Here is a 22,887-nt window from a genome sequence, read left to right as displayed (position 1 = left end):
TTACCACCCCCTCTTCTCTGCCTGCCCCGATGATGATTGAACCCGGCCCGCTCCTGGCGACGATAGCCTCGCCCGACGACCTTAAGAAGCTCGCGCCCGAGCAGTTAGTGCAAGTCAGCCAAGAGCTGCGCGAGTTCATCATCGACACGGTGAGCATCTACGGCGGGCACTTCGGCGCTTCGCTAGGGGTGGTCGAGCTCACGGTGGCCCTGCACTACGTCTTCAACACGCCCTACGACCAGCTGGTGTGGGACGTGGGCCACCAGGCCTACGGCCACAAAATCCTGACCGGCCGCCGCGACCGCTTTCCTACCAACCGCCGCTACGGCGGCATGTCGGGCTTTCCCAAGCGCTCGGAGAGCGAGTACGATGCCTTTGGCGTGGGGCACAGCAGCACCAGCATCGGGGCGGCGCTGGGCATGGCGGTGGCTTCGGACTACAAGAAAGAGTTTGACCGCCAGCATATTGCCGTAATCGGCGACGGGGCCATGACGGCGGGCATGAGCTTCGAGGCGCTCAACCACGCCGGCGACATTCGCAACAACATGATTGTCGTGCTCAACGACAATTGCATGAGCATCGACCCCAACGTGGGCGCGCTCAAGGAATACCTCACTGACATCACCACTTCGCGCACCTACAACAAAGTGCGCGACGAGCTCTGGAACGTGCTCGGCAAGCTCTCGAAGTTTGGCCCCAACCCCCAACAGATTGCCCGCAAAGTCGAGGCCGCCATGAAGGCTACCCTGCTGAAGCAGAGTAACTTGTTTGAAGCATTGAATTTTCGCTATTTCGGCCCCGTCGATGGGCACGACGTGCAGCACTTGGTGGCGGTGCTCAATGACCTGAAGAGCATCCCCGGCCCCAAGCTGCTGCACTGCGTCACGGTGAAGGGTAAGGGCTATGCCCTGGCCGAGAAGGACCAGACGCTGTGGCACGCGCCGGGCTTGTTTGACAAGATTACGGGCGAGATTTTCACCAAAACGCACACCGCCCCGCAGCCACCCAAGTACCAGGATGTATTTGGCCACACGCTGCTGGAACTGGCCCAGGCCAACGACAAAATCATGGGCGTGACCCCGGCCATGCCGAGCGGCTCGTCGTTGAATATCATGATGGCCGCCATGCCCGAGCGCGCCTTCGACGTGGGCATTGCCGAGCAGCATGCCGTCACGTTTTCAGCGGGGCTAGCCACGCAGGGCATGGTGCCGTTCTGCAACATCTACTCGTCGTTTATGCAGCGCGGCTACGACCAGGTGGTGCACGACGTGGCCCTGCAAAACCTGCACGTGGTGTTCTGCCTCGACCGCGCCGGCTTTGCCGGGGCCGACGGCCCCACGCACCACGGCTGCTACGACCTAGCCTACATGCGCTGCATCCCCAATATCGTGGTGGCTGCCCCCATGAATGAGCAGGAGCTGCGCAACCTCATGTACACCGCCCAACTGCCCGAAAACGCGGGTCCGTTCAGCATCCGCTACCCGCGTGGCGAAGGCGTAATGCCGGCCTGGCGCACGCCGTTGCAGCGCGTGGCCATTGGCACCGGCCGTGTGGTGCGCGAGGGCGAGGCAGGTGGCGTGGCCATCCTCAGCATTGGTCATATCGGCAACTACGCCGTGAAAGCAAGCGAGGCCCTGGCCGCCGAAGGCTTCAATGTGGGTCACTATGACATGCGCTTCTGCAAGCCGCTCGATGAGGAAATGCTCCTGGCCGTGGCTCGTCGCTACCGCGCCATCGTGACGGTAGAAGACGGCTGCCTGCCGGGCGGCTTCGGCTCGGCCGTGCTCGAGTTTTTGAGCGAACACGGCCTGGCCGTGCCGGTGCGCCGCCTGGGCATCCCCGACCGCGTAGTCGAACACGGCACTCAGGACCAGCTTTATAAAGAGTGCGGCTTTGATGCCGATGGCATAGCACAGGCCGTGCGCGAAATGAGCACCAAAGTAGCGCTACGCGAGCTGGTGTAGCTACTCGTTTTTACTAAATTAAAAAGGCCTCCTAGTTGCTAGGAGGCCTTTTTGTTGAATAAGCATTCAGGTAAATAATAGTCGTTTGTCATTGCGAGTGCAGCCATCGCAATGACAAACGGAGCATAGCTTTTATAAAAAATAATAAAGACAAACCTTCGTAGCTACTCACCCCGATAAAGTGGCGACGCCGCTAGCCCCCACACGTCGCGCAACGCGCGGCGAGCGGCCCAGTAGCCGCACATGCCGTGCACACCCCCGCCGGGCGGCGTCGACGACGAGCACAAATACAAACCTTGCGCCGACGTGCGATAGGGTGAGGCTCGCAGCACCGGCCTAGTAAATAATTGCTTGATATCCAGCAGGCCGCCGTTGATATCGCCGCCCACGTAGTTGGGGTTGTATGCCTCCATCTGCGCCGGGTTGAAGGTATGGCGACCCAGGATGCGCTCGCGGAAGCCGGGCGCGAAACGCTCGACCTGTGCCTCAATGGCGGCGGTCATGTCGCAGGGCGAGCCGTTGGGCACGTGGCAGTAGGCCCAGGCGGTGTGCTTGCCGGCCGGGGCCCGGCTGGGGTCAAACGGGCTTTGCTGGGCTAGCAGCACGTAGGGCTGGTTGGGGTGCTGGCCCCGCGCCGTGGCTTGCTCGCCGGCGGCTATCTCGGCCAGGGTGCCACCGAGGTGCACGGTGCCCGCTTGCGCGCACTCGGGGGCCGTCCACGGAATAGGCTCGGCCAGCGCCCAGTCTATCTTGAAGGCGCCCATGCCGTAGCGGTAGCGCCGCAGCTGCCACTGGTAGAGGCTCGACAGGCGGTGCCCGGCTATCTCTAAAAGCTGGGCGGGCGTCACGTCGAGCAGCACGGCGCGAGCGGCGGGCAGCTGGGCTAGCGAGCGCACGTAGGTGTCGGTTTCGATGTGGCCGCCCAGCGCCCGAAAGTGGGCCGCTAGGGCATCGGCAATGGCCTGCGAGCCGCCCTGCGCCAGCGGCCAGCCCTGGCTGTGCGCCGCCAGCAGTAGCACCAACCCGATGGCCGACGTAGCCACGTTATTGAGCGGCTGAATGGCGTGGGCAGCCATGCCAGCGAAGAGGCCTTTCGCTTTTTCCCCCTGAAAGCGCTTGGCGAGCAACGTGGCCGGCTGCAAGGCCGAGAGCCCAAACCGAGCCAGGTCGAGCGGGTGCTTCGGGATGTGCAGGGGGGCTAGCGCCTCGGGTACCAGCTGGGGCCAGCGGGCCAGCAGCGGGGCTAGCAGGCACTGGTAGGCGTCGGCATCAGGGCCTAGCTGGCGGGCGGTTTCAGCCAAAGAATGCACGGCTGCGACTGCCGTACCATCATCGAAAGGATGCGCGGCAGCCACCGGCGGCGTAATGAAATTAAGCCCATACTGGGCTAGGGACAGGGTGCGGAAGAAAGGCGAGGCCACCGCCAGCGGGTGAATGGCCGAGCAGATGTCGTGGCGAAAGCCGGGCAGCGTCAGCTCGGCCGTGCGCAGGCCGCCGCCCAACTCCTTTTTGCCTTCCAGCAGTAGCACCGACAGGCCCGCTTGCTGCATAGCAATGGCGGCCGCTAACCCGTTGGGGCCAGAGCCGACAACAACGGCATCATAAGTAGCATCCATAGAATAACAAACGAGCAAACGGGTAAATAGGCTAGCGCAGCCAGCCGGCGGCTTGCAGATAGCGCAGCAGGCGTGGGTCATGGGCCGAAACCGGCACGAGCCACAAACCCAGGCGCTCGCGCTGCCAGTAGTTGCCTTCGGGGTTGCCGGGCGGCGCAAACCGGTAGCGGTAGAGCACGGCCCGAATGTAGCGCGGCGGCCGGCCCGGAAACGGATTGCTGGCAAACAAATTCAGCGTATTGGGGTCGTTGTGCAGCAGCTTCCACTCCAGGTTGAGCGTCCAGGGATAATCGGCGGGCGAGGCCATGGCCGCAAACCACATCTGCCAGTCGAGCCGTAGCTGATAGGGTGCCACCTGCGGCGGGCGCTGGGCTAGGGCCACCGGCAGTCCCTTATAGGGGTAAGGCACCCAGTGCGCCTGGTCGCTGGAGTCGGCATCCAGGGTTCCTTCAAATACTACGTTCAGGCGCTCTTTGCCCACCGAGCCAAAGGCGCCATAAGTATTCACGAGGTCGAGCGGGTCGAAGGACGTGTTCATTACCTGGCCCGGCGAAACCATATTGAGCGCCGGCTGCACGCTGAGCAGTGCGATAACGGCCGTAACTACCCAGGCCGTGACCCGCATAGGGCGCGATTCTTCGGCCTGCGCGGCTGCCATTTCGGCCCGGCCTACCAGCCCAGCTGGCAGCAGTCGCGCCCAAAAACCGTCGTCGAAGCAGGCTAGCGCGGGTAGGATGGTCAGCCAGTTTAAAAAGGAGAGGTTGCCGCTGAGAATAATCGAAAATTGAAACAGTACCATCACCACGCCCGCCGCATGCCGGGCGGTGCGCGGGCCGAAGGCGAAGAAGGGTGCCACCAGCTCAGCCAGCCAGTTGAACCACACGCCGACTTGCAGCACCGAGCGCGGCAAAAAGTGAAACCACCGGCTGAGGGGACCTGGGATGGGTTGGGTTTCAAAATGATAGTAGAGCGCCGTGCTGTTGCGCCATACCTCGTCGCCGCGCACTTTTATCAGCCCAGCGCCAAGCATGACGCGCACCGCTAGCCACCTGAATAAGATGATAATAGGCTGCGGCGGCGCGTAGCGCGGAAACGGCCGCCCATCGAGCAGCGGGCACAGAAAAATGGCCAGAAACCCGGTTTCGCAGAGTTGAATTTCCCAGCCGTAGCCGTACCATTCCTGCCCCACGTGCACGATAGACAGGTACAGCGCCCACAGTACCGCCAGGAGCACGGCGTTGGCGTAGCCGGCCAGCACCACGCAGGCCAGCCCAAAGCCCACCCACGCCACTGTGAGCAGCGCCGCATCGGAGTGCCAAAACCAGAACAGCGACGGTAGCCGCGCAAAGCCCGCGCCCGTGCCGCCCAGCGCCTGGCTTAGCTGCTGCAAATACGGGCCAACCGGGAGCAGTCCATCGGCCCCAATCAGCGGCACCAGTTGGTTGATGGCCACCAGAAAAGCTACCGCATACAGCCCGCCTAGCAGCCGCAGCAGCACAAAGCGTGTGAGCCAGTAGCTGGGCGCCGCGCCCGCAGCCGCGAAGACAGAAGGGGTTTCACTAACCATGAGGTGGGCCGAGAAGCACGGAAAATTGCCTGTACATACTCCCAAACCCCGCGTTGGTTAAGGCGCAGGTTAGTGGCGCCACGCGGGGCAAATGCGCGGCTTTGCCAAACAAGTGCCTGTAGATGTTTGTCGTAGAAAGCACTGGCCGCGCTCGTCTGCCCGGCCCGTTCTCCCACCTTTTCCACTACCTACTCATGGCTACTGCCACTTCTTACCCCGCCACCTTCACCATTGGCGGCGACCTCACCGTGAAGCGCCTCGGCTACGGCGCCATGCGCATCACCGGCGATGGCATTTGGGGCCCGCCCCAAGACCACGACGAAAGCATTCGCGTACTAAAGCGCGCCGTGGAGCTGGGCGTCGATTTTATCGACACCGCCGATAGCTACGGCCCCAATGTGTCGGAAGAGCTGATTGCTGAGGCTCTGTATCCCTATGCTGATAAGCAGGTTATCATCGCCACCAAAGGCGGCCTGCTGCGCACCGGCCCCAACCAGTGGCCCGTCGATGCCAGCCCCAAGCACCTCGAAGAAGCCCTGCACGGCAGCCTCAAGCGCCTGAAAGTCGAGCAGATTGACCTCTACCAGCTGCACCGCATCGACCCAAACGTGCCGATGGAGGATACATTCAAGTTCTTGCAAAAAGCCCAGCAGCAGGGCCTAGTAAAGCACATTGGCCTGTCCGAGGTTGATGTCGACCAAATTAAAAAGGCCCAGGAGTTTTTCCCGGTGGTATCGGTGCAGAATATGTACTCGGTCGATAACCGCAAGTGGGAAGCCGTGCTCGACTACACCCGCGCACAAAACATGGCCTTCATTCCGTGGTATCCGCTCTCGGGCGGCAACAAAGAGGCCCTGGCCGCGCTCGATACCCTAGCCAAAAAGCACGGCGCCACCCCGCAGCAAATTGCCCTGAGCTGGCTGCTGCACCACTCGCCCAACATCCTGCTCATCCCCGGCACTTCGAAGGTGAAGCACCTGGAGGAAAACATGAAAACGGCCGACATTCACCTTTCGGCTGAGGATATGGCCACGCTCGATAAAATCTAAAGCGCTGCAGCTACGTAGCCGCTGGCTTAAGCAGAAGCCCGCTAGCAGAAGCTGGCGGGCTTTTTTAGCGCTTTTTCAAGTAGGCGCTGCCAGTGCCGCTCGCGCAAAAAAGCGACTAGCGGGTGCGTCAAAAAACCAGCGCCGGTAGCCGGACGGCACGGCACCTGAAGTAGCATCTTATCATAGTGCTATCATCCAAGGCCAGTAGGTTAGCGGTCGCAATTGCAGCTTGTTTCGCTTCCCTTACGAACCCCTTGTATGCACATAAAAAAAAGTATGCTCGCCGCCATTGCGGCTTTAGCTGCGCTCACTGCGTCGGCCCAGACTTCGCCAGCTGCTTCGCAGGCCAGTGGCCACGCTGCTACGCCTACCCGCCCCGCTAGGCCGGCCAAAGGCAGCGAGGAAGTGGCAGAAGGTACCCGCCCTGCCACGGCGCCCGTCAACCACGGCCAGGTAGTAAAGGCCGAGGAAAGTGCCACCACGCTCACCGGTGCGGCTAAAGGCGCGGCTATCCGCAACGTGGCCAAAACCGACCAGACTCGCCCCAGCACCGCTCGTAGTGCCCGCGCCCCGCGCATGGCCCCCGGCGGCACCCACCAAAATGCGGCTGGCCGCACCCATTTGGCCGGTCACGGCCACGGGCACTAGGCCACCTGGCCGCAGAAAGCCAGGCAGCCGCTTTCCGGGTTTCGAAACGCCGGCACGGCCACCAGCGAGGACGCTGCCCGCCCACCTCTCTTTAAAGAGTTATCGTTACTAGACATTATTCCGCTTCTATATCCGTTGTATATTACCTTAATTGCCAGCTACCGGCCTACAAAGGTGGTAGCTGGCAATTAAGGTAAGCAGTATTTTTGTTTGCTAATCTTCTAGTGCACTCCTTGTATGAACCCTAACGCCTCGTGGGCCAGCCTGCTGGTTGCTTGCCTGGTAAGCACTTCGGCAGCGGCCCAAACCGTGCCGGGCAGCTCGGAGGGGCCCGTGAAGGCGGTGCCCCAAACCGAGCGCAAGCTCAAGCCAGAGCGGGTAGAAGAAGCCACTCCGGGCCCGGAAGAGGCCGCTCCGGCGCCCGCTGCGCGCGCGCCCCGCAGTGCCCGCGCCCCGCGTGGCGCCGCCGGCGGCGCCCGAGGGCCTCAGATTGGACGGGGGCCAGCGCTGCACATGCATGGCCATTAACTCAGCTGCTAGCGAAAACCCCCACGATTTGCACAACAAGCTACATTTCGCCGCCGGCTGTGCCCGGCTTGCTGCGTTCGTACTACTGCCGCTAGGCCTGGCCTTTGGGCAGCAAGCACCGCCTAGCCCGGCGCCGGCTGCTGATGCGCCCCCGGCTACCCATGGGTCGTTGGCCGCCTCGCTAGGCTACGGCAGCAATTCGGCGTTTTACGGGCGCACCCAAAGCACGCCCTACCCATACCTGAGCGCCGCCCTGGCCTACACCAGCAAAGTCGGCGTGTGGGGCTCGCTGCAGGCCAATAACCTGCTGAATACCACCGCCGCCGTGGATGAGGCCGACCTCTCGGTAGGTTGGGATGGCGACCTCACTAAGCAGCTCGATGCCTCCATCAGCTACGCGCACTTCTTTTTTCCGGCCAATAGTCCGCTCATCAAATCCAGCGTCGCCAACTCGCTAGAGGGCTACCTGGGCTACGATTGGGGCTTCGTGTACACCCGCCTGAACGCCGCGTTTTTATTTGGCCCCGACTCGCGCGATGGCTTTTTGGTGCTCGACAACTCGCGCTACATCGCCCTCAAAACCTTCAGCAAGGCCACGCTCTCGACCGAGCCCAAGCTCAGCATTACCGCTGGTACCCAAAACTTTGCCGAAACCAGCGTGAGGCAGCAAACTGCCCGCGGCAACAACGCCAAAAGCCACGGCAAAGGCGGCGGGGGCGGCAATGGCGGGCCGCCGACTACCACCACTATCTCCACGCGCTTCGACGTGCTGGCCTACGAGCTGCGCCTGCCGCTTACTTACAGCCAGGGCAAGGTAGCCGCAGAAGTAGCCTACCGCTACCTCGTGCCCGTAAATGTGCTGCCCGACGACGATTCTACGGCCCGCTCTTATGTCACAGCCACCGTTTCGGTCACGTTCTGAGCCCGGCGGCCCTAGCCCGCTCATTGAAAGATGCCTTGCGCCAACTCGCTAGTGATAAGACTGATTACCTGATTTTACTTTCTGCTTCGTGACCGTATTGCTAATAGAAGACGAGCGGGCGCTGGCCAAGGAGCTGGCGTTTTTCCTGCACCAGCACGGCTTTGCCTGCACCGTGGCCCGCAATGGTCAGGATGCCAGCCAGGCCACGGCCGATATGCCCTTCGATTTTATCTTGCTCGACCTGGGCCTGCCCGATACCGACGGGCTAGCCCTGCTGGCCGAGTTTAAGGAGAATGGGCTGGCGGCGGCCATCATCATTCTCACGGCGCGCGGCGCCGTGGAAGACCGCATCCGGGGGCTGGAGATGGGCGCCGATGACTACCTGGCCAAGCCGTTTTCGCTGCCCGAGCTGCTGGCCCGTATGCACGCCATCACGCGGCGGCGCTTTGGCCTGAGCAAGCCGCTGGTGCCGATGGGCGAGTTTGAGCTGGATGTGCAAAGCCGCCGGGTACTGCACCAAGGCGAGCTGATTACCTTGTCGCTCAAAGAGTTTGATGTGCTGGCTTACCTGGTGCTCAACCGCAACCGCGTGCTCACGCGCCTGCAGCTGAGCGAGCACATCTGGGGCAATTTGCCCGACACGGGCTTTGACTCCAACTACATCGACGCCCACATCAAAAACCTGCGCAAAAAGCTCGGCCGCTTTGCCAGCACCGACTGGCTCGAAACGGTGCGCGGGCTCGGCTACCGCGCTACGCTCAAGTAGGCGCGGGGCCGCTCGGTTGCCGGTGCGGGGTGCAACTTGCGGCCGGTTTCGTACTCAACTCTTACTTCGTCCCGGCGTTGCGGCTCAGCACCAAGTTTTCGTTGTTCAACGCCCTGTCGCGGGTGGCCATTGTGCTGCTGCTGGTGGGCGTGCTGCCGGGAACGATGAGCCGGCTAGCCCTGCTCACCACCGACCAGCGGCTGGCCCAGACCAAAGACAAGGTGTTGCGCCTAGTGTACCGCCAGGGTGTGTCGGCGTTTATCGAGCGCGGGCAAAAATCATACGGCAGCTACAACCTGCTCAAGGAGGAGTTTATCTCGCTCGAAGAGATTCCGCCCGGCCCTAATATCAACGTGATTGAGGACTCGAAGCGGGCCGTGGAAGACGAGATTGTGACTTACCGCGTGCTGAGCTACTCCTTTGCCCAGCAGGGTCGCCACTACTTGCTCGAAATAGGGCGCAGCGTGGGCAGCATCGGCGAAACCGAGCGCAACTTTCGGCGCTACGCTTTTTTCATTTTGGTGGTGGCCGTGGGGCTCACTACCCTGGCCGACCTGGCGTTTTTTCGCTACCTGGTCGAGCCGCTGCGCACCATTATCCGGCGGCGGCTGCGCGATGTGCGCCACCCGGCGGCGTTCAACTTCGACCCCATTGGCACCAGCACCGACGACTTTCGCTACCTCGACCAGAGCCTGCGCGAGATGATGACCACCGTGCGCCTCTCGTTTGAGAAGGAGCGCAAGTTTATCGCCGATGCCTCGCACGAGCTGCTCACGCCCCTGGCCACGCTGCAATACCGCCTCGACAACATGCTCGGCGACGAGGCCCTGAGCGAGGAAAACCAGCTGCGCGTGGTAGAGTCGCAGCGCACGGTGTACCGCCTGCGGGCCATTATCAAGTCCTTGCTGCTCATCTCAAAGATTGAAAATGACCAGTTTGAGCGCACCGATACCGTGTCGGTGGCTGCCCTGGTGGCCGAGGTGGCCGACGAGGCTCAGGAGCGGCTGGCCGTGCTGGAGCTGCGCCTCGACCAACAGGTAGAGCCTGACTATCAGTTAAATGGAGCCAATCGTGGCCTGCTATTTACGCTGCTCTTCAACCTCGTCAACAACGCCCTCAAGTACAACCGCCCTGGCGGCGACGTACTGGTGCGCGGCGGCTACCGCCCCGCCCCCGATGGCCGCTACGAGCTCGAAGTGCGCGATACCGGCCTGGGCATTGCCAGCGAGCGGCTAGCCACCCTTTTTCGGCGCTTCAACAAGGGTGCCGCAGCCGATGCCGACTCCTACGGCCTGGGGCTCTCCATCGTCAAAACCATTGCCGAGCTGCACCGCCTTGAAGTAGAAGTCAACTCGATAGAAGGCCTGGGTACCTCGTTTCGGGTGGTATTTCCGCCAGCCTAGGGCGTCTGGGCGGCCCGTAGTTCCTGCTTCCCAACACGCGACGGCGGCGGTGCGTATAAAAAAGACTTAGCAGCCTGCTGTTGCTAATAAACTGTAGCTTATGCCCGTGCTTCGCCCGTTTGTAAAAAAGTATTGGCCGCTGCTCGCGCTAGGGTTAGCCGGCTGCTCATCGGAGCAGGCCACAACCCGGGTTGATGGCCGCCCCGGCGTAGACCTGTCGCGCTACCATACTTATAACTTTATGGACGAGACGGCACGCAACGACTCGGCATTCATAAACTCGGGCTCCAACATCTTCGACCTCAAGCGCGCCGTGACGCGCCAACTGGAAGCCCGTGGCTTTCAGAAAGCCGCCCGGCCCGACCTGTGGGTAAATATTGGCATGGTGACCGAAACGCGCACCCAAACCCGCCAGGCCAACTTCCGGACCGATGGTGCGCCCTACTACATCGGGCAGCGCAATTACCACTGGGAGGCCGGCGACATTCCGGTGGGCCAGTACCAGGAAGGCACCGCCACCATCGACCTGGTCGATGCCGCCCGCAAGGAACTGGTGTGGCAGGGCACCACGTCGGCCATCTTATCGCGGGCGCCTGCCAAGGCTGCCAAGCAGATTGACAAAGGCGTAGCCGACGTGTTTTTGAAGTTTCCGGTGCCGGCCCGCTAGGCCTTAATAGTCGGTGGGGCTCCAGCTTTGCACGAGCTTCCAGTCCGCGGTAGGAGTTGCCCTTTGAAAGCGATATTCGTAATGGAGCTCCTGCTGTAAGGTTGTCAAAAACACGTCCAAGGAGGCCTTAGCCGACACGGCTATACTAGCTTCCAAAGAGCCTGTTTCCACGCAATTTATTTTTTGCCAGGCCAGCCGTTCACACTTATTGCTAGCGCTACCTGAATGCTTGTTTGCAAAGTTTAAGCTTGCATTGTGTTCATGCTGTGTAGCATAAGCTAGCAGCTTTCTCGAAAACGAGCTAATAAGGCCTGGACTTGTACTAATATGCGATTGCATTTGGCTAATTTAAGAATGAAGCTTTGCTGTGGGCAAATTAATAAATTGGACAACTGTATTATTCAGCAAATAAAAACTTTATTTCACTTGTATCCTAGCAAGATTACTTAAATGCGCTAATAAAAAAAGCATTCATTTTTATGGAGGCTTTTTTTATAAAAATTCCAATAATTTATTTAAGCGCTAAGTATCGTGGTTAGATTCTGCTAAGGCTTTACTCGGTCAATAAGCTGTACTACATCCGTAGTAGCTGCCGACTGGCCGGTTTCGGCGGCGCGGTAAATGGCTTCCAGCAATTGCACATCGCGCAGGCCCATTTCGCCGGGCACGCGGGTGGGCTTGTTCAGCAGTACGCACTGGGCGAAGTCGTCTAGCTGGGCGGCTTGCTGGTTGATGTTGGGCAGGTTGAGCAGGCCGTCGTTTTTGCTGGTGCGGCCCGCTAGCCCGCCGTAGCCGAAAGCTGGCTCGAGCTCAAACCACCCATTGGCGGTTTCGGCGCGCAGGCGGCTCACATTTTCGGTGTAGCTGGTGCGGCAGTCGGCCACCGAGCCGTCGGCGAAGCGCAGCTGCCAGTTCAGGCCAGCTTCTACTTCTTTAAAAATGCCGGTGCCCGTTTCGGGCGTGAATTTGGCCGTGACCGAAACCGGCACCTGGCCCTTGGTATAGAGGCAGCCTTGCAGGCAGTAAATGCCCATATCCATGAGCGGGCCGCCGCCGCTAAGCTTTTTATTGAGGCGCCAGGGCGTGCCGCCGCTGCCAAACCGGAAGCCGTTGTCGGCTGCCAGGTGGGTGATTTTGCCGTAGGCCTGTGTCTGGCCCAGGCGCATCATGGCCTGGTTGTGCGGCTCGAAGTGCAGTCGGTAGCCGACGCTGAATTTCTTGCCAGCCTTCTGCATGGCCGCAATCATGCGCCGGGCATCGGCTACCGAAGTTGCCATCGGCTTTTCGCAGATGACGTGCTTGCCGGCCTGTGCCGCCCGCACCACGTACTCGGCATGCAGGGCATTGGGCAGCACCACGTACACAATGTCGATGGCCGGGTTGTCGATGATGCGGTCAAACGTCTGGTAGTCGTAGCAGTTCTTGGCCGGAATGCCATACTGCTTTTGCCACTGGGCCGCCTTGGCCGGCGAGCCTGTAACCACGCCTGCCAGCTGGCAATACTTCGTTTGCTGCAAAGCGGGGGCTAGCTGACCGGTGCTATAGTTGCCGAGGCCCACCAGCGCCACGCCCAGCTTGCGCTCGGGCGCCAGCCAGTCGAGAGGGCTAGCCAGCGCCGAGGCACCCAGCAGCGAGGCCCCAGCCCCCAGCGAAAGCGTGCGCATAAACTCGCGGCGCGAGGTATCGGAAGTCAACAAGTCGGGCATAGGGAAGTGGCGGAAAGGCTTGCTACACATACCGCTGTGGAGCTAGCGGTGTTACGTTCAGCTTACTTTCCTGCTTTGGCTTAAAGTATTTTGACGTATGCTCTTACAAACGCCGTCAGCATGCCAGACGGGGTTTTGTATCTGATTAAAAGAGGCCGCTAGCCCTACTCGTCCTCCGGAAACTTGCCCATGTTGCCGCTCTCAAAGTCGGCGATGGCCTGCATCAACTCCTCATTCGTGTTCATCACGAAGGGGCCATAGGTGGCTAGGGGCTCTTCGATAGGTGCGCCGGCCAGCACCAGCACGAGGCTGTCTTCGGAAGCCGTGAGTTGTACATCGGTCGAGTTCCAGCCCAGCACTACGAGCTGCTGCGTTTTGGCGGGGCGGTCGCCGTTTACCAGCACCGCGCCGCGCGCCACGTAGAGGCCCACGTTGTAGGCCGCGGGCAGCGTCAGCGCAAAGTCATCGCCCTTCGTTAGCTGTAAGTCGAGCAGCGTGAGCGGCGAAAACGTGCTGGCCGGGCCAGTGGCCCCGCCGTAGCTGCCCGCAATGACCCGAATGCTGCCCTGGCCGCCCGGCACCGGCACGCTGGGGATACTGGCGGCGCGCAGCTCCTGATACTTGGGCGGCACCAGCTTGTCGGCCTTGGGCACGTTCACCCAGAGCTGAAGCAATTCGAGTTTGCCGCCGCGCCGGGCAAAGTCGCGGTCGTACATCTCGGCATGGCGCAGGCCGGCGCCGGCGGTCATCCACTGCACATCGCCGGGGCCAATGGTGCCATCGTGGCCGGCCGTGTCGCGGTGGGCCAGGTAGCCATCGTACACAACGGTAACCGTCTCGAAGCCGCGGTGCGGATGGGGCGGCGACCCGAGCGGCGTGTCGGTAGGCGCTATCTGCATCGGCCCGATGTGGTCGATGAGCAGGTAGGGGCTGAGCTGCCGGATGCGCGGCCCCGGCATGGGGCTGGTCACGTCGAAGCCGTCGCCGACGAGCTTCTTGTTGCCATCAATAACCTGAAAAACGCGGCGAAATTCGGAACCGGCCATAGCTGAAAACTGCGGAGTGAATACGGCTTTTAAAAGCTCGGACGCGGCAAAAGGTTATCGGCTAGCTTCGACGGTGCTTATTGTTTGGGCGCCATCGTCCGGCTAGTCGCCTTGCGGGCGCCGCGCCGGGTGTGGGCTTTGGTGCTGTGCAGGCGCCCCGATGAGATGGGCGCCGCCTGCATGCCCGGCGCCTGGGGCGCGTCGGCGCGGTCGCTGCCCACGTTTTTGGTGCCCGAAGCAGCCTGGGCAGCGCCAGCGGCGGGGGTGGAGCTAGGGGTAGTTTGGGCGTGGGCGAGCGTAGCGCTGCTGAGAATGAGTGCTAGCAGAATCGTCGTTTTCATAAGCTGAGTAATAAGGCTAGCCAAAATGTACGCGGAAAGCCTCGGGGAGTTCTGGCGTGGCTAGGCCCGCCGACAAGCAGCCAGGAGCCAACTGCTTACCTTGCCACTATCGCCGCTGACGCTTCGCACCGGTGCCGAAGCACCGTGAGAATGCGCTGTTGAATCTCGCTCATCACAAAATCGGTCCAGAGACTAGCATACCAATTGAGGTTGGTGCTGACGCGCTGCTGGCTGTAGAGTACAAGCCGGGTGCGGCCAGGGCCAGCGGGCTGAAGCTCGTAGGTGCCGCGCAGCACGTCGAAAAACCTGCCGCCTACTGTCACGTGTTCATCAAAGGTCGTGGGTGGGATGGTGGCCGTATTGGGCTCAATGCCAAACGACAGTCGTCGTAGCGGCTGCCAGTCGTCTACGGTTTCGATAAACTCAACGCCGTGCTCAAACGTGGCGTGCCGCACGCCGCCTAGCCCCTCGTGGGTAAGCGTAGCTTCGACAGGCCGGGGAAAGCCAATAGCATCAATAAAGCTGGGGCCCAGGTCGGCCGCCTGAATGGGTGCGACGCGGATAATGTGCTGCCAGACTATTGGCGCTGGCGCAGCGATAACCACCGAGTTCTCAACCCGATGATAATTGTCGGGCGTAGTAAATTGGTTTTCAAGTGGCGCCGCCACGAAAGGCAGCAAGGCAAATGCGGCTACTACCAGCGTTTTATTGCGCGAGTCGGAACGGGGCTTGGCGAAAATATCGTAAAACATTACCCCAACCGGCCCTAGCCCCAGAAACAACGGGAAAAGAATGATGACGCAAATCATCCCCTCTAAATGAAAAATTAGGGCAGTTGTCAAGAACAGCAATGTATTCAGGAAGGGTGCCCAATAGCTACGCCAGGAGTCGCTCGCCTCATCAGGCGTAAAGTGGGCCGAAACAGCCCCGAGCGCAATCGGTGTGAGCAGTAGAAAGCTCACAGAAAGCAGAAAATCGTTATGAGGGATAAGATGGCGGTCAAATACAAAGCGCGCGATGAGCGCGTATAATAACCCAATGCCGATAGAGTAGAAGTAAGGCCGACGCTGTGGCGTAATCATTTAGCAGCAAACAGGTATAGCGGTAACTCTGACCGTTTTGCCCAAAACTACAACGCGGCGGCCCCGCCTACCGGAGCCGCCGCGTGTAAGGGTTTAGCAGCAGTTACTTAGGTAGCGTAGCGCGCACGGCTTTCACCTCGGCTACCTGCACGGCGCTGGCCTTGTTGCCGAAGCTGTTGCGCACGTAGGTGAGCACGTCGGCCACCTGCTGGTCGGTGAGGTAGTTCTGGGCGGGCATGTGCTGCTTGTAGTCGTTGCCGTCGATTTCGATGGGCTCGGCCAGGCCGGCCAGCACAATGTGGGCTAGCCGGGCTTTGTCGCCGAGCACGTACTGGGTTTTGATGAGCGGCGGGTTCATGTTGGGCACGCCGCCGCCGTCGGCCTGGTGGCAGGTAATGCACACGTTCTTATACACCACCGCGCCGCGCTTGATGGAGGCCGCCATAGCCGGGTCGGCTTTGGCGGCGGTTTTCTTGGGGGCCGGGCGGTGCTGGGCTTGCAGCGAGAGCACGCCGCCAGCCAGGGCTAGCGCCAGGAAAGCTTGTTTGAAAATCATTATTTCTTAGCGTTATACACGATGCGGTAGATGGTGCCCTTCGAGTCGTCGCTTACGTAGAGCGAGCCGTCGGGGCCCTGGGCGAGGCCGCAGGGGCGGTGGTCGGCGCGGCCAGCGGCCGTTTTGGCTGCCGAGCCCGAGAAGTTGTCGGCAAATACTTCCCACTGCCCGCTGGGCTTGCCATTCACGAAGGGCTGAAACACCACGTAGTAGCCGGCCTGGGGCTCGGGGGCGCGGTTCCAGGAGCCGTGGAAGGCGATGAAGGCACCGTTGCGGTACTTGGCCGGGAACATGGTGCCGGTGTAGAAGAGCAGGCCATCGGGAGCCATGTGGCCGGGGTAGGCAGCAGCGGGAGCGAGGTAGTTGCCGGTGGCTTCCTTCTTGCCATCGCCGCCGTACTCGGGGCCCTGCATGATTTTGTGCTGCAGCTGGTCGTAGTAGGTGTAGGGCCAGCCGGCGTTGTCGCCCTGCTTGAGGGCGTACATGCACTCGGCGGGCAGCACGGCCGACTGCTTCTCGTTGTAAAACTGCGGCCAGTTGTCGGCGAGCTGGTCGCGGCCGTGCTGCATCACATAGAGCTGGTTGTCTTGCTGGTTCCAGTCGAGGCCCACCACGTTGCGCAGGCCGGTGGCGTAGCGCGTGCCGTTTTTGTAGGTCTGGTTGGCCTGGTTGGCCTTAAACTGCCAGATGCCGCCGGCCGAGTCCAGAATGGGGCAGTTGGGGATGCCCTTCGAGCCGCGCGTGCGGTCTTGCTCCTGGCAGGCGTTGGCGTAGGCGCCGATGTTCACGTAGAGGTTGCCGGCATTGTCGAGCACGATGGATTTCGACTCGTGCTGGCTGCCCACTTTCAGGCCGCGCACCAGCAGCTCGCCCTTGTTAGGGTCGGTTACTTCGCCCTTGGCATCAAGCTTATAGCGGTACACGTTGTGGTCGGAAGAGGCGTAGAGGTAGCCGTCTTTCACGTACATGCCGGTGCCGCCGTAGTCGCCGAAGCCGCCCGTCACGGTGGCCTTGCCCGTGGCCTGCGGCTTCAATTCCAGGATGCCCTTGCCATCCTTCACCTTGTTGAGCTTCACGTAGATAATGCCCTGGGGCGTGACGGCGATGTGACGGGCCCGGCCGCCGGTTTCGGCCACTTTGAGCGCTCCGAAGCCGGCGGGCAGCTTCAGGCCGGCATTGTCGGGGTCGGGAGCTACGCTAGGGGTGTGGGGGTTGCTGGCCAGTAGCGCCAGGCTGCCCGCCACGGCCGAAGTAGCCAGCAGCAAACGAGGGGAAAAGAAACGCATAGGAAGGAGTAAGAAAATGACGAGGCGAAATAAGCTTTAAACAAGCCACTTCCCCAACTGCGAATCGGTGGCGAAGGTTGCGGCCCGGCGGCACCTAGCGGGGGCGGCATCTACTTTTGCCCCTGCTTGTTGCTTCACATCTTTATGGCTAGCCTTCTGCCCACCATTCTCTTCCTCCACGGCTTTGCCGAAAGCCGCGAGGTCTGGACCGACTTTACTAGGCCCTTTCCGGCCGGCTACCGCCTGCTCACGCCCAATTTGCTGGGCCACGGCACCAACCGCGCTCCAGTGCCCGACTTTAGCATGGAAGCCCAGGCGCGCTACGTGGTGAGCTACCTCGACCAGAAGGGCTGCCCCGGCCCGGTGCTGGTAGTAGGCCACAGCATGGGTGGCTACGTGGCCCTGGCCCTGGCCGAGCGATACCCCGACCGCGTGGCCGGGCTAGCCCTCATTAATTCTACTGCCTACGCCGACACCGACGAAAAGCGCCAGAACCGTGAGAAGAACATCGGCTTTGTGGAGCGCCACGGCCTCGAAAAGTTTATGGACAGCTTCGTGCGGCCACTGTTTGCCCCAGCCAACCGCGACCGCCTGCCCGAAGCGCTAAGCCTGCTAGAAGACATTGGCAAGGCCACGCCCGAAGCCACCATTGCCGGCGCGCTGCGCGGCATGGCCGCCCGCCCCGACCGCACCGCCGTGCTGCGCGAAGCCGAGTTTCCGGTGCTGCTGGTGGCCGGCAAGCACGACGTGGCCGTGCCCCTGGCCGACTCGGTAGCCCAGGCCGCGCTAGCCCCCACCGGGGCCGCGCTTTTTCTGGAAGGCAGTGGCCACCAGGCGTATCTGGAGCAGCCCGAGGCGACGCGCCGGGCCGTGCTGGCGCTGGCCGAAGCAGCCCTTGCGCACTAAAAAAGCGCTGACCCGGGAGCCAGCGCTTTTTTAGTGCGCAATACCTTGCCTGCTGGCAGCTTAAGGCTGCACTTTCACCATCAGGGTACGCACAGTGGCGGGCACCTCATCGAGCGAGACAATACGCAGGCCAGTGGGGGCGGTGGGGTTCAGGTCAAAGGCCGTGGTTTGGGCTAGTGCCACCTGCACGTCTTTCTGCGGAATGCGGTACATGGCGCCAGTGGCGGGGTCTACGATGAGCATGCCAATCCAGCCGCCAAAGAAGAGGTTGCCAAAATACCAGCCATTTACATTGGCTTCGAGCGGAATGGTTTGAGTAGCAAAGCCCGCTTTGGTAAACTTGATAGTGTATTTGGCCCGCTGGAAGAAGCCAGCGCCAGATTTCAATTGCACTGCTGCGGGCGTAGTGCCCGCATACACTTCTCGGCCGCCGCGGTCCACAACCGAAACGCTGGCACCGGCGGGCGCGCTGCTTAAGGCTACCGGCCAGGTAGAATGGCTCACGATAGAGGCGCAGGAGCTCAGCAGCGCCGTGCTGGCAAGCAAAAGGGTTGGTAAAGTTACTTTCATGCAGAAAGGGTGTAAAAAAGAAAATAGAAATACCCCAGCCAAGAGGAGCTGAGGCGACTGGGCAAAGCTATGAATGTAAAATGAAAATGGGAAGCTTCCGCACTCCTATGCCTTGTAGGCTCGGTTGTGGCTGCTGCTAAAGCTCGCTTGGCAGTGCGCTTACCCGGCAAGTGGTTAGCCTGCTAGGCGATGCTACATCTGCTCTCCAGGTTGGCGCTCCCTGATTACCTCGGCAGGAAAGAACCTCGGCAGTAACTTTGTACCGGCCTTGCGCATCCGGCAGGGGTTTCTATCCGCTATAATGAAAAACTATGTACTGCTGACTGGCCTGCTGGGCCTGGCCAGCGTGGGGCAGGCCCAAACGGCGCCGCCCGTGCCCAATGCTATCCTGAGCAGCTTTTCGCCCAAGGCCCACGACCACGGCAGCATCTACCTCAACTGGAGCTACAACCGCGACTGGTACACCAAGTCGGATATTCGCTTTCGAAATGATAAGTCGGACGATTACGACTTTACGTTTCACAACGCCGTAGCCCACGACCACCCTAGCATGAGCGACTTCTGGAAGCTCAGCAACCTCACCGTGCCGCAGTACGACCTCACAGTGGGCTACATGTTTCACGACAAGCACGACCTAGGCATCGAGGTAAGCTGGAACCACCTCAAGTACGTGGTCGATGACTACCAGACCATGCGCGTATCGGGCGAAATCCGGGGCTTCCGCTTCGACCGCGACACGCTCGTAACGCCCGACTTCGTGCACTTGCAGCACACCAACGGCAACAACTACTTGATGGTGAACCTAGTGAAGCGCCACAGCCTTGCGGCCGGTCGGCACGTGGTGCTAAGCGCTATCGGCAAGGTGGGCGGTGGGCCCATGATTTCCTACACCATCTCTAGCATCTTCACCAGCCACGCCGAAGGGCCGTTTCACTACGAAGGCTGGGTAGCCGGGGCTAGCGCTGGCCTGCGCCTGGAACTCTACCGCTACTTCTTCCTGAATACTGATTTTCAGGGCGCCTATGCGCGCTACACCAATAGCTACATCGGCGCCGACCGCCTGGGGCGCGTTACGCACCACTTCGGCTCAGCGCAGCTGATTTACGGCTTCGGCTTCAACGTGCCGATTTAAGGCAATGGGTGAATGAGCGAAGGGGTGAATGAGTGAATGTCGTGCAAAGTCATTCACTCATTCACCCCTTCGCTCATTCACCCATTGCTACACCAGCCCCGCCAGTTTTTCTATCCCTGGCCCGAGCACCAGCTTGTCATCGGCCCCTAGCCAGTCGGTGAGGATGCTGGCATACAGGCTGCGAAAGTCGAGCTGGTAGCGCAGGTCGCCCTGGTCAAGGTCCTGGAGGCTGGCGGGCTGGTTAAGCAGGCCCAGCTTGCGCAGCGCACCGCTTAGCAAAAACACGTTGTTGGCGGTGCCATGGTCGGTGCCATTGCTGGCATTCTGGGTCACGCGGCGGCCAAACTCGCTGAATACCATTACCAAGGTGTTGTTCCACTCGTTGCTCTTTTGCAGGTCGGCGGCCAGTGCGGCTAGCCCGTCCGAGAGCTCGCCCAGCAGGCGGCTCTGCTGCTCGTGCTGCCGCACGTGGGTGTCGAAGCCACTGAGCGCCAGGTAGTACACCCGCGACTCTACGCCCGAGCCAATCAGCTCGGCGGTGGTTTTTAGGCTCTTGCCAAAGTCGGTATTGGGGTAGGTGGCCGTGCTGGTGTGAATCTTCGACTTGTCGTAGAGATAGTCGGCCGACGAGGCCGTTTCGGCTAGGGTCTTATACAGGTAGTCGAGCTCCGAGCCGGCCGGCGCGGCGGCTTTTTCCTGGCTCAGCGCGCTTAGGTAGCGGCTCTGGGTGAGCTGGTGAAACTTGCCAGGGTTCTTGAGGGCCAAGCCATTGCGGGTGGCGCCCTTCAGGGCCAGGCTCAGCGTGTCGTCGAGCTCAAGGGCCTGGTAGGCGGGGGCCCCGCCGGCGCAGGTGCTGTCGAGGTAGCGGCCCAGCCAGCCGGTGCTCAGCAGCTGCTCCGAGCCCGAGCCCGTCTGCCAGATATCCATCGAGCGGAAGTGCGAGCGGTCAGGATTCGGGTAGCCCACGGCGTTGCAAATAGCCACCTGCCCCTGGTCAAACAGCCCTTTCAATCCCTTCATGCTCGGGTGCAGGGCTAGCTCGTCGCCGAGGGGCAGCAGGCCATCGGCCTCCTTGAGTGCCAGCGTGGGCCGGGCCTTGTAATACAAGTCGTTGCGATACGGCACGAGGGTATTCAGGCCATCATTGCCGCCGCCCAGCTGCACCACAATCAGGCGCCGTGCCGCGCCGCCGGGGGCATCGCGCAGCCGGGCCGCCAGCGCCGTTTCGGGCCGGTCGAGGGCGTGCAAAAACTTGGGCACCAGCAGCAGGGTGCTGGCGAGGGCAGAAGCTTGCAGAAACTGGCGGCGTTGCATAATAAACTGATAGTTAAGTGCTAATTAGGTAATTTTCTGCCATTGCGGGCATAGCGCGGCAGTGGCAGGGAAAGGGCAGCGCAGGCTGAAACTTGAATTACGCCAGCTGATACTCGGGCAGGCTCAGCAAGCTCACCAGCGTGTTGCGCAGGCGCTCTTCGGGCGTAGCGGCCTTGGCCGCGGCTAGCTGCACCAGGGCCAGGTTTTCGGGGCGCAACGGGGCTTGTAGCAGAAAGCTGGCCAGCCGCTGCGGCTGTTGCTCAGGCGGCACCGCGCCCAGCAGCAGCTGAATGGGGGCTAGCGGCAGGTGGGTGGTTTCGGCGTTCTTCACCAGCCGCTCCTTGCCGGTGGTTTGGGGCGTGATGTCGTTTTCGTCGTCCTTGAGGCGCACCGCAAATTCGGCATTCTTGAACAGGATGCTCGGCAGCTGCAAGCGCAGCAGCAGCGACGACGAGTCTATCCAGGCGCGGCCGCCGGGCCAGCCAGCCACGTTGGGCGGCATAAACAGCGTCTGGCCCAGCGCTTTCTGGTAGCCGAGCAGCTGCTTGTCGTTGTCTACTTTTAGGTTGAGGGTGCGGCGCAGGCCGGCCACCAGCGCCACCGGCGACTTGATGAGGCTGCCCGTATTGGCGGGCGCGTAAAACCAGTCGGCCGAAAACATCCGCTCCAGCAGGTCGCTCACGTCGTAGCCGCTTTTGCGAAACGCCCCGGCTAGCGGCGCGATATGCGCCGGGTCGGGCACGTCGTTCACGAAGTAGCGGTACATTTTCGTGACCAGAAAAGTAGCCGCCGCCGGCTGCTGCATGATAATGCGCAGCGCGTCTTCGCCGCCCCAGTTGCCGGTTTGGCCCAGCAGCGTTTTCGGGTCCGCGTCGTGCTGCCGCTCCCGAAACACAAACCGGCTCTGCCCGTCGAAGCCCCAGCCGGTGAAGGCGCGGGCGGCTTCCTTTACGTCATTCTCCGTATAGTTTCCCCGGCCCAGCGTGAAGAGCTCCATCACCTCGCGGGCAAAATTCTCGTTGGGATGCTCCTTGCGATTTTGCTGATTATTAAGAAATTGCAGCATGGCCGGCTCCTGGCTCACGGCCAGCAGCAGGTCTGGGAACTTGCCCAGCGCCTTCTCCCGGATGGTGTTGAGCAGGGCCAGCGAGTCGTCGGGGCGGCGCGTGCGGCAGGCAAAGTGTCCGTGCCAGAACAAGGCCACTTTCTCACGCAGCTGCCCAGGCGAGGTGGCCATCCGGTCCATCCAGGCCGTGCTCATGCTGATAAAAGCATCGCGGATGCTCTCGTTTTGCAGCTTGCGCTGCTCGGGCGTGAGGTCGGCGCGGCGCAGCTGGGGCAGGCCCGCCCGGCGCAGCGCCAGCGCCGAGCGTGGCCGCAGCTCATCGACCGGTGCTAGCGGTAGGGCCGGGCTAGCCGTGCCCGGCTGGGCCGAGCTGGCTGGGGCGGGTGGCGCGGCCGCCGGGCCGGCCGCCCCCATAGTAGCCGGGGCAGGGACGCCAGGCGGCACCGCCATCACGGCCCCTAGCGGGTCCTGAAAGCCGGCTAGCGTGGCGCTCGGAATAGGCTCGTAGGCGCGGGCCTCGTGCAGCAACTGCCGCAGCGCCTTGGCGGGGCTGAGGCCGGCGGCCACATCCTGGGGGCGCGGCCCAAAGCCGGCCCGCCAATACAAATGCTGAAGCTGCTGCGTGTTCATAGCGGTTGGACAAGGGCAAGCTATGGAGGTTTAACGGCCGCCGGATGGAGCGCCTGCACGTGCAAACAAAAAAGACCTGTTCGGCCGAACAGGTCTTTTTTGTTTGCACGTGCAGGCGCCGA

The 22,887-nt window shown here is 61.6% G+C and carries 21 protein-coding genes; 10 read left to right on the top strand and 11 right to left on the bottom strand.

Annotated features, from left to right (window positions below; translation table 11 throughout):
* Window positions 1-29: 29 nt before the first annotated feature.
* Window positions 30-1,964 carry a 1-deoxy-D-xylulose-5-phosphate synthase gene (gene dxs / locus J4D99_RS00255; protein WP_208129692.1) on the top strand — a complete coding sequence of 645 codons (1,935 nt, stop codon included), beginning with the start codon at window positions 30-32 and terminating at the stop codon, window positions 1,962-1,964.
* Window positions 1,965-2,128: 164 nt separating this feature from the next.
* On the opposite strand, the gene J4D99_RS00250 is transcribed toward dxs, so the two are convergent.
* Together J4D99_RS00250 and J4D99_RS00245 are read right to left on the bottom strand one after the other, a co-directional pair.
* Window positions 2,129-3,580 carry a phytoene desaturase family protein gene (locus tag J4D99_RS00250; RefSeq protein ID WP_208129691.1) on the bottom strand — a complete coding sequence of 484 codons (1,452 nt, stop codon included), beginning with the start codon at window positions 3,578-3,580 and terminating at the stop codon, window positions 2,129-2,131.
* Between the two features lie 31 nt (window positions 3,581-3,611).
* On the bottom strand, window positions 3,612-5,147 hold the full coding sequence (locus J4D99_RS00245; RefSeq protein WP_208129690.1) for a lipase maturation factor family protein: 1,536 nt from the start codon (window positions 5,145-5,147) through the stop codon (window positions 3,612-3,614).
* Window positions 5,148-5,341: 194 nt separating this feature from the next.
* Here J4D99_RS00245 and J4D99_RS00240 point away from each other — a divergent pair, with 194 nt between their 5' ends.
* The 7 genes from J4D99_RS00240 (at window position 5,342) to J4D99_RS00210 (ending at window position 11,130) form a co-directional block, all read left to right on the top strand.
* Window positions 5,342-6,196: an aldo/keto reductase gene (locus tag J4D99_RS00240; protein WP_208129689.1), complete on the top strand. Its 855-nt coding sequence runs from the start codon at window positions 5,342-5,344 to the stop codon at window positions 6,194-6,196.
* A gap of 258 nt (window positions 6,197-6,454) precedes the next feature.
* Window positions 6,455-6,844 carry a hypothetical protein gene (locus J4D99_RS00235; protein WP_208129688.1) on the top strand — a complete coding sequence of 130 codons (390 nt, stop codon included), beginning with the start codon at window positions 6,455-6,457 and terminating at the stop codon, window positions 6,842-6,844.
* A 237-nt stretch (window positions 6,845-7,081) separates the two neighbouring features.
* On the top strand, window positions 7,082-7,372 hold the full coding sequence (locus tag J4D99_RS00230; RefSeq protein WP_208129687.1) for a hypothetical protein: 291 nt from the start codon (window positions 7,082-7,084) through the stop codon (window positions 7,370-7,372).
* Window positions 7,362-8,294 carry a hypothetical protein gene (locus J4D99_RS00225; protein ID WP_208129686.1) on the top strand — a complete coding sequence of 311 codons (933 nt, stop codon included), beginning with the start codon at window positions 7,362-7,364 and terminating at the stop codon, window positions 8,292-8,294. Before J4D99_RS00230 ends, J4D99_RS00225 begins: the two co-directional genes overlap by 11 nt.
* An 88-nt stretch (window positions 8,295-8,382) precedes the next feature.
* Window positions 8,383-9,060, top strand: a complete 678-nt coding sequence (locus J4D99_RS00220; RefSeq protein WP_208129685.1) for a response regulator — start codon at window positions 8,383-8,385, stop codon at window positions 9,058-9,060.
* A 29-nt stretch (window positions 9,061-9,089) separates the two neighbouring features.
* On the top strand, window positions 9,090-10,463 hold the full coding sequence (locus J4D99_RS22105; RefSeq protein WP_208129684.1) for a sensor histidine kinase: 1,374 nt from the start codon (window positions 9,090-9,092) through the stop codon (window positions 10,461-10,463).
* Window positions 10,464-10,563: 100 nt separating this feature from the next.
* Entirely contained in the window at window positions 10,564-11,130 is a 567-nt protein-coding gene (locus J4D99_RS00210; RefSeq protein ID WP_208129683.1) for a DUF4136 domain-containing protein, read from the top strand.
* A 545-nt stretch (window positions 11,131-11,675) separates the two neighbouring features.
* On the opposite strand, the gene J4D99_RS00205 is transcribed toward J4D99_RS00210, so the two are convergent.
* From J4D99_RS00205 to J4D99_RS00180, 6 genes are all read right to left on the bottom strand, one after another.
* Entirely contained in the window at window positions 11,676-12,836 is a 1,161-nt protein-coding gene (locus J4D99_RS00205) for a Gfo/Idh/MocA family protein (protein WP_208129682.1), read from the bottom strand.
* A gap of 164 nt (window positions 12,837-13,000) precedes the next feature.
* Window positions 13,001-13,882: a pirin family protein gene (locus tag J4D99_RS00200; RefSeq protein WP_208129681.1), complete on the bottom strand. Its 882-nt coding sequence runs from the start codon at window positions 13,880-13,882 to the stop codon at window positions 13,001-13,003.
* 77 nt (window positions 13,883-13,959) lie between these two features.
* The gene (locus tag J4D99_RS00195; RefSeq protein WP_208129680.1) at window positions 13,960-14,223 is read right to left on the bottom strand and encodes a hypothetical protein; all 264 of its coding nucleotides are present in this window, start codon (window positions 14,221-14,223) and stop codon (window positions 13,960-13,962) included.
* A 95-nt stretch (window positions 14,224-14,318) separates the two neighbouring features.
* Window positions 14,319-15,305, bottom strand: a complete 987-nt coding sequence (locus J4D99_RS00190; RefSeq protein WP_208129679.1) for an SRPBCC family protein — start codon at window positions 15,303-15,305, stop codon at window positions 14,319-14,321.
* 103 nt (window positions 15,306-15,408) lie between these two features.
* The gene (locus tag J4D99_RS00185) at window positions 15,409-15,861 is read right to left on the bottom strand and encodes a c-type cytochrome (protein ID WP_208129678.1); all 453 of its coding nucleotides are present in this window, start codon (window positions 15,859-15,861) and stop codon (window positions 15,409-15,411) included.
* A complete protein-coding gene (locus J4D99_RS00180; RefSeq protein ID WP_208129677.1) occupies window positions 15,861-17,147 on the bottom strand; it encodes a PQQ-dependent sugar dehydrogenase in 1,287 nt (428 codons plus the stop codon). Before J4D99_RS00180 ends, J4D99_RS00185 begins: the two co-directional genes overlap by 1 nt.
* 144 nt (window positions 17,148-17,291) lie before the next feature.
* Here J4D99_RS00180 and J4D99_RS00175 point away from each other — a divergent pair, with 144 nt between their 5' ends.
* On the top strand, window positions 17,292-18,053 hold the full coding sequence (locus tag J4D99_RS00175) for an alpha/beta fold hydrolase (protein ID WP_208129676.1): 762 nt from the start codon (window positions 17,292-17,294) through the stop codon (window positions 18,051-18,053).
* A 60-nt stretch (window positions 18,054-18,113) separates the two neighbouring features.
* On the opposite strand, the gene J4D99_RS00170 is transcribed toward J4D99_RS00175, so the two are convergent.
* Window positions 18,114-18,623: a hypothetical protein gene (locus tag J4D99_RS00170; RefSeq protein ID WP_208129675.1), complete on the bottom strand. Its 510-nt coding sequence runs from the start codon at window positions 18,621-18,623 to the stop codon at window positions 18,114-18,116.
* Window positions 18,624-18,924: 301 nt separating this feature from the next.
* On the opposite strand from J4D99_RS00170, the gene J4D99_RS00165 reads away from it, so the two are divergent.
* Window positions 18,925-19,755 (top strand): hypothetical protein, encoded by an 831-nt coding sequence (locus J4D99_RS00165; RefSeq protein WP_236018441.1) that lies wholly within the window; start codon window positions 18,925-18,927, stop codon window positions 19,753-19,755.
* Between the two features lie 87 nt (window positions 19,756-19,842).
* Here J4D99_RS00165 and J4D99_RS00160 read toward each other — a convergent pair whose 3' ends face one another.
* Window positions 19,843-21,069: a DUF1501 domain-containing protein gene (locus J4D99_RS00160; protein WP_208129674.1), complete on the bottom strand. Its 1,227-nt coding sequence runs from the start codon at window positions 21,067-21,069 to the stop codon at window positions 19,843-19,845.
* A 97-nt stretch (window positions 21,070-21,166) separates the two neighbouring features.
* Window positions 21,167-22,765: a DUF1800 domain-containing protein gene (locus J4D99_RS00155; RefSeq protein ID WP_208129673.1), complete on the bottom strand. Its 1,599-nt coding sequence runs from the start codon at window positions 22,763-22,765 to the stop codon at window positions 21,167-21,169.
* Window positions 22,766-22,887 lie beyond the last annotated feature (122 nt).

Origin of the sequence: Hymenobacter sp. BT559 (assembly GCF_017571525.1) — a bacterium.
GTDB lineage: Bacteria > Bacteroidota > Bacteroidia > Cytophagales > Hymenobacteraceae > Hymenobacter > Hymenobacter ginsengisoli.
The sequence above is the reverse complement of the archived record's forward strand: the minus strand, read 5'-3'. Positions and strand labels throughout refer to the sequence as shown.

Excerpts from the sequence above, each read along its gene's own strand:
- J4D99_RS00185 (WP_208129678.1), bottom strand. The coding sequence starts at position 15,861 with ATGATTTTCAAACAAGCTTTCCTGGCGCTAGCCCTGGCTGGCGGCGTG.
- J4D99_RS00225 (WP_208129686.1), top strand. The coding sequence starts at position 7,362 with ATGGCCATTAACTCAGCTGCTAGCGAAAACCCCCACGATTTGCACAAC.
- dxs (WP_208129692.1), top strand. The coding sequence starts at position 30 with ATGATGATTGAACCCGGCCCGCTCCTGGCGACGATAGCCTCGCCCGAC.
- J4D99_RS00155 (WP_208129673.1), bottom strand. The coding sequence starts at position 22,765 with ATGAACACGCAGCAGCTTCAGCATTTGTATTGGCGGGCCGGCTTTGGG.
- J4D99_RS00240 (WP_208129689.1), top strand. The coding sequence starts at position 5,342 with ATGGCTACTGCCACTTCTTACCCCGCCACCTTCACCATTGGCGGCGAC.
- J4D99_RS00195 (WP_208129680.1), bottom strand. The coding sequence starts at position 14,223 with ATGAAAACGACGATTCTGCTAGCACTCATTCTCAGCAGCGCTACGCTC.
- J4D99_RS00235 (WP_208129688.1), top strand. The coding sequence starts at position 6,455 with ATGCACATAAAAAAAAGTATGCTCGCCGCCATTGCGGCTTTAGCTGCG.
- J4D99_RS00175 (WP_208129676.1), top strand. The coding sequence starts at position 17,292 with ATGGCTAGCCTTCTGCCCACCATTCTCTTCCTCCACGGCTTTGCCGAA.
- J4D99_RS00210 (WP_208129683.1), top strand. The coding sequence starts at position 10,564 with ATGCCCGTGCTTCGCCCGTTTGTAAAAAAGTATTGGCCGCTGCTCGCG.
- J4D99_RS00170 (WP_208129675.1), bottom strand. The coding sequence starts at position 18,623 with ATGAAAGTAACTTTACCAACCCTTTTGCTTGCCAGCACGGCGCTGCTG.
- J4D99_RS00165 (WP_236018441.1), top strand. The coding sequence starts at position 18,925 with ATGAAAAACTATGTACTGCTGACTGGCCTGCTGGGCCTGGCCAGCGTG.
- J4D99_RS00230 (WP_208129687.1), top strand. The coding sequence starts at position 7,082 with ATGAACCCTAACGCCTCGTGGGCCAGCCTGCTGGTTGCTTGCCTGGTA.
- J4D99_RS00160 (WP_208129674.1), bottom strand. The coding sequence starts at position 21,069 with ATGCAACGCCGCCAGTTTCTGCAAGCTTCTGCCCTCGCCAGCACCCTG.
- J4D99_RS00190 (WP_208129679.1), bottom strand. The coding sequence starts at position 15,305 with ATGATTACGCCACAGCGTCGGCCTTACTTCTACTCTATCGGCATTGGG.
- J4D99_RS00245 (WP_208129690.1), bottom strand. The coding sequence starts at position 5,147 with ATGGTTAGTGAAACCCCTTCTGTCTTCGCGGCTGCGGGCGCGGCGCCC.
- J4D99_RS00205 (WP_208129682.1), bottom strand. The coding sequence starts at position 12,836 with ATGCCCGACTTGTTGACTTCCGATACCTCGCGCCGCGAGTTTATGCGC.
- J4D99_RS00180 (WP_208129677.1), bottom strand. The coding sequence starts at position 17,147 with ATGCGTTTCTTTTCCCCTCGTTTGCTGCTGGCTACTTCGGCCGTGGCG.
- J4D99_RS00200 (WP_208129681.1), bottom strand. The coding sequence starts at position 13,882 with ATGGCCGGTTCCGAATTTCGCCGCGTTTTTCAGGTTATTGATGGCAAC.
- J4D99_RS00250 (WP_208129691.1), bottom strand. The coding sequence starts at position 3,580 with ATGGATGCTACTTATGATGCCGTTGTTGTCGGCTCTGGCCCCAACGGG.